Below are 4,849 nucleotides of genomic sequence, written 5' to 3'. Positions count from 1 at the left end.
TCCGCCTCCAGCTCCTGCTGTTTGGCGCGCAGGTGCAGGTTGGATTGGCGCAGTTCGTCGAGCAGGATGCGGGTGAGCCGGCGCTGACGGGCTTTCTCCAGGCTCTTCTCCACGACGGTGAGGATGTGCCAGGGACGGAACGGCTTGATGAGATAATCGTCCGCGCCGCCCCGCAGGGCCTCGACGGCGACCTCCTCGGAGCCGTAAGCGGTCATGAACACGATGGCCATATCCGGAAAAGCGGAGCGCAGTTGTTGGAGGAGCTCCAGCCCATCCGCATCGGGAAGCCGATAGTCCAGCAGGACCAGGTCGGGTATCTCCTCCTGGACAATTTCCAGGCCGTGTGTTCCCTCGGATGCCAGCCGGACGTGGTAGCCGGCCTCTATCAGGGCGCGCTGAAGGATGGCCTGATTGAGGCGGTCATCGTCAACGATGACGATGGATGTGCCGGCGGGGGCGGCGGCCGGCATATGCTCCAGCACCTGCTCCACGGTCTGCGCCAGCTTCTCGGCGTTAAAGTCCCGGCCGCGCTCCTTGATGATGTAGCCGACGGCGCCCATCTGCAGGCCGGCCTCCTTATGCTCCTCGGTGTCGTATACCCCGGTGAGCAGGATGATGGGGATGTGGCGGGTGTGCGCATCTCGCTTGAGCGCCTGGAAGACCTCGAATCCGTCCATGCCGGGCAGAAGCAGATCGAGGATGATCAGGTCAGGTATCACTGCGCGCACATGCTCCAGCGCTTCCTGCCCGGTGGAGGCGGTGTCCACCTGGTATCCCCGCCGGCGAAGGCTCTCCTGCAGGGCCTGCAGTACCACGGGCTCATCATCAACGACCAAAATCCTTGTTGGTGATTTCCTCGCCATGTCCCATGTCCTCCTCGCTGGCCGTGGGTTCGCCGGCCCAGCGCGGCTGACCGCTCTGCCCATCGGCAGTGAGTTTCTGCCAGGTGCCGCTGTCCACATCCAGCAGATACAGGTAGCCCTGATGCGCGATGACCATCTGCCGGCCGTCCGGCGACCAGGCCAGCTCCGGCGCTACCAGGCCAGGCATATCGGCCGGCGGGAAAAGCTTGCGGCGGTTGCTTCCATCCCGATCCATGACGTACAGGTCATACCGGCTGTCCTGGGAACTGCGGGGGCTGTAGGCTATGCCGAAGGCGATGGCGCTCTCGCGCGAGCCGTCCGGCAGGCGCCTGGCCGGCGACCAGGCCGGCGCGGTCCACATCCCCACATCCGGGGAGATCGGCACCTTGACCGCTCCTGTGCGCTCCACCACCCACAGGTCAAACACGGGACTGTCTTCCGGGTCCATGCCTTCCATCTGACCATGCACGGAACAGGCAAGGTAGCGGCTGTCGGGGGACCAGCTCAGCTCAGGTAGCCAGACCCACTCGCCGTACGTGTGATAGGTGGCGAAATGGAGCAGGGGGGAGCGGACGCCGGCGCGCAGATCAATGACGCCGACCTCATCGGCCTGGCCGTAGGCCAGCCAGCGGCCGTCAGGGGAGAGGGCAAAGTGGGTGCCCCACCAACTGTAGACCGTTTCCGCCGGCGGGTCCAGGAGCTTCTGCGTCAGGGTAGTGATCTTCTCATTGCCGGTGCGTTTGCCGGCCGGCGTCAATCCGTAAATGGTCGCCTTCCAAATGTCATTATGGGCGCGCCAGCCGGGTGCGCCGCTGGTGCGCTCCGCCGTGGAATAGATGATGCCTTTCCCATCGGCCGTCCACTCGGCGTACATCACCCCCTCGATGCCCAGCGGGTATGACGGCTCGTTCAGGATGGAAGTCCCGACGATCCAGAGGGAATTGAGGACATGCGGCCGGCCGCTGGTCTCCGCCCGCGAGTATACCAGCCACTCGCCGTCGGGGGAGAGCGCCAGCACGCGGCCGTCCAGGTCGCCGGAGGAGGTCAGCGGCCGGCGGCTCGCGCTGGTGCCGCGCATGACCCAGGCGTTGCCGGCGGAAATATAGACCAGGGTGCCGGTAATGGGAACCGAGGGGAGATCGGCCTGCAGGCCAACGGCGATGATCTCGTCCACCGGCGGTTTGATGATGATGCGCTGGGCTTCGGTGCGCTCCACAACCTGTCCGTCCTCCAGCACGAGGCGATAGACGATCTCTTCCTCGCCGTTGGCACCTAACTGGAGTAGTTTGCGCTCGCCGGGAGGGAGGGCCTCGCTCTTGATGATTTTCTGGGAGAAGGGGATGGGCCGGCGCTCCGTCTCCTGGCGTTCTTCCACCCGCACCACCCGCACGGTGGCGCCGTCCTGCACCTCTTGCCAGAGGTCGGGTTCGACGCGGTCCATTTGTCCTGGGGAGATGCCGGCCTGCAGGAGGACCTCGCGCACGGTGCCGGCGGTGGTGTACATGACCAGCCGCATGTCGCTGGTCTCGATGGTGACGAGTTTGGCGGCTGGGGCAGGCGCCAGACACCCCGTCAGCCGCATCATGCTCACCCCGATGAGCAGAGCCATGAGAAGCCAGATTTGCCGGCGCAGCGCGTGCATCCTGCCATCCATATGCCCTCCGGTTGATATATCGTACCACAAAGCGCGCCGCGGGGCAAACGCCGGCACTATTTGCGCCGGCGCATCGGAACCGGTATAATTCCTGCTAGCGGCATCTGTATCCCCAGAGTTATGGGGCCTGACGCTTCTGGAACAGCGAGCGGTCGTGAAGCCCAAGAAACGTCCGTTGATCCGTCCCCTGCCCATACTGCTTGCCGACCTGATCCTGACCCTGCTGGCGCTGTGGCTGGCCGATCTCCTGCGGCATCGGATTCCCTTCGGGCGGGAGATTGCTCCCGGCACCGTGTATCTGACGCCGGCGGTGTACGTCATGGTGGCGGTCATCTGGACAGGGTGCTTCCTCTTTTTCGGGGTGTACGACGGGCGCCGGCGGCCCTTCGGGGATGCCCTGCGCTCCCTGCTGGCGGCATTGAGCATGTCGCTGATGCTCTTCGCCGGCGGGCTGTATTTCACCCGCATGCGCGATTTCTCCCGCCTGCTGGTCGTCTACTTTGCCGTGCTGGACTTCCTCCTGCTCCTTCTTGCGCGCTGGGCGTGGGCGGTGCTGTTGGCGCGCCGGCATCGGCGAGGGGAGGCTCTGCGCACCATTATCGCCGGCGAGGGGCCGACGGCGCTGGAGATCGGCCGGCGCATTCAAACGCACCCCTGGGCGGGGTTCGAGCTGGTGGGGTACGCCGGCGGTGGGAGAACCACATCCCTGGGGGCCGGCGCCCCCTGTCTGGGAGATATGGATCACTTGCTGGAGCTGGTGCAGGAGCATGATGCGGACTGCGTGATCCTGACCCTGCCGTTCGGGGATACCCTGCCGCTGGCGGAGCATATCCTGGCCCTGCAGGAGCTGGGGGTGCGGGTGTATCTGGCCCCGGACTATGCCGGCGAGATTGCCTTCTGCCCGCGTGTGGAGGATTTGTACGGCATATCGCTCATCGGCGTGAGCGATTTGCGCCTGACGACCTGGCAGGCGGCGGTCAAGCGCGTCCTGGATATCATCGTCTCGGCGGTGCTCCTCGTGATGACTGCGCCGCTGATGGCCCTCATCGCGCTGGCGGTGCGGCTCGATTCCGACGGCCCGGTGCTGTTCCGACAGCCGCGGGTGGGGCAGGACGGCCGCATCTTCACCATGTACAAGTTCCGCACCATGGTGCCCGATGCGGAGGAGCGCCTGCAGGCACTGCTGCGGGAGCGCGGCTGGGAGAAGCCCCCGCTGAAAATCCCGGATGACCCGCGCGTCACACGGGTCGGGAGATTCCTGCGGCGCTTCAGCCTGGATGAACTGCCCCAGCTTTGGAACGTCCTGCGGGGGGATATGAGTATGGTAGGGCCGCGGCCGGAAGAGCTGCGCATCGTGCAGACGTATAATGCCTGGCAGAGGAAGCGCCTGCTGGTGAAACCCGGGCTGACCGGCCCCATGCAAGTGAACGGTCGGGCGGACCTGCCGCTGGATGATCGGGTGCGGTTGGAGATTGATTATATCCAGCATTACTCGCTGTGGGAGGACCTGAAGATTATGGCGCTGACCCTGCCGGCCATCTTCTCGGGGAAGGGGTCGTATTGACGATGTCCATGCGCTGGCGGGGTTGCTGGCCGGCGGCCGGCACCGCATTCCTGCTGTTCGTGCTCTCCCTGGCGCATCAAGCCCTGTACCTCTATCTGGTGCCTCCGTGGCAGGGGCCGGACGAGCCGCGCCACATGGAGTACATCCTGCTGATGGCGGAGGATGCGGCGCCAGGGACGCCGGCGGCCGCGGCCATCCAGGAGCGCATCATCTCCTCGATGGAAGCGCATCGGTTCTGGCAGTACGGCTATTTCATCCGTCCATATGACCCACAGAGTCCCCCGCACACGCTGGATGACATCTGGCCGGGTTTCGCCCACGAGACGCATCAGCCGCCGCTGTATTACTGGATTGCCGGCCGGCTGGTGCGCTGGAGCGGCCTACAGGATGCGGCGGCGCAACTGCGGCTGGTGCGCTGGTTCTCGGCACTGCTGGGTGCCGGCATTGTGGTCATGGCGTGGCTGGCCGGCCGAGGGCTCTTCCCGCGTCATCCTGGCCTTGCGGCCGGCACGGCGGTATTCACGGCCGGCCTGCCCATGTTCGCCTTTATCCACGCCGCCGCCAACAACGACAACCTGGCGGCGTTCTTCTCCGCGGGGGTCTTCGTATGCGGCGCCGGCGCCCTGCGGGAACGCCTGACATGGGGACGGGCGTTGGGCATGCTGTCCTGCGCTGTGTTGGCATTGCTGACCAAGCGCACCGGCTTCATCGCGCCGGCGGCCCTCGCGCTCATCGTCCTCGGGTCGCTCTGGCCGTGGCGAGCCGGCC

General features: G+C 65.7%; 4 protein-coding genes. 2 read left to right on the top strand and 2 right to left on the bottom strand.

Going from position 1 to position 4,849, the window contains the following annotated elements; translation table 11 throughout:
- Both H5T60_11570 and H5T60_11565 read right to left on the bottom strand, forming a co-directional pair.
- Nucleotides 1-836, bottom strand: an 836-nt coding sequence (locus H5T60_11570; protein ID MBC7243071.1) for a response regulator, incomplete at its 3' end; no start/stop codon positions are given.
- Nucleotides 826-2,505, bottom strand: a complete 1,680-nt coding sequence (locus H5T60_11565) for a G5 domain-containing protein (protein MBC7243070.1) — start codon at nucleotides 2,503-2,505, stop codon at nucleotides 826-828. The genes H5T60_11565 and H5T60_11570, both read right to left, overlap by 11 nt.
- A 166-nt stretch (nucleotides 2,506-2,671) precedes the next feature.
- Between H5T60_11565 and H5T60_11560 the strand changes: the two genes are divergently transcribed.
- Entirely contained in the window at nucleotides 2,672-4,081 is a 1,410-nt protein-coding gene (locus tag H5T60_11560; protein MBC7243069.1) for a sugar transferase, read from the top strand.
- Nucleotides 4,082-4,083: 2 nt separating this feature from the next.
- Nucleotides 4,084-4,849 (top strand): glycosyltransferase family 39 protein (locus H5T60_11555; protein ID MBC7243068.1); only part of this gene is annotated, 766 nt, incomplete at its 3' end.

Source organism: Anaerolineae bacterium, from assembly GCA_014360855.1.
Lineage (GTDB): Bacteria > Chloroflexota > Anaerolineae > JACIWP01 > JACIWP01 > JACIWP01.
This window is presented reverse-complemented; position numbering and strand designations above follow the sequence as displayed.

Bases quoted from the DNA above. Each gene is read 5' to 3' on its own strand.
- H5T60_11565 (MBC7243070.1), bottom strand. From the start codon at position 2,505: ATGCACGCGCTGCGCCGGCAAATCTGGCTTCTCATGGCTCTGCTCATC.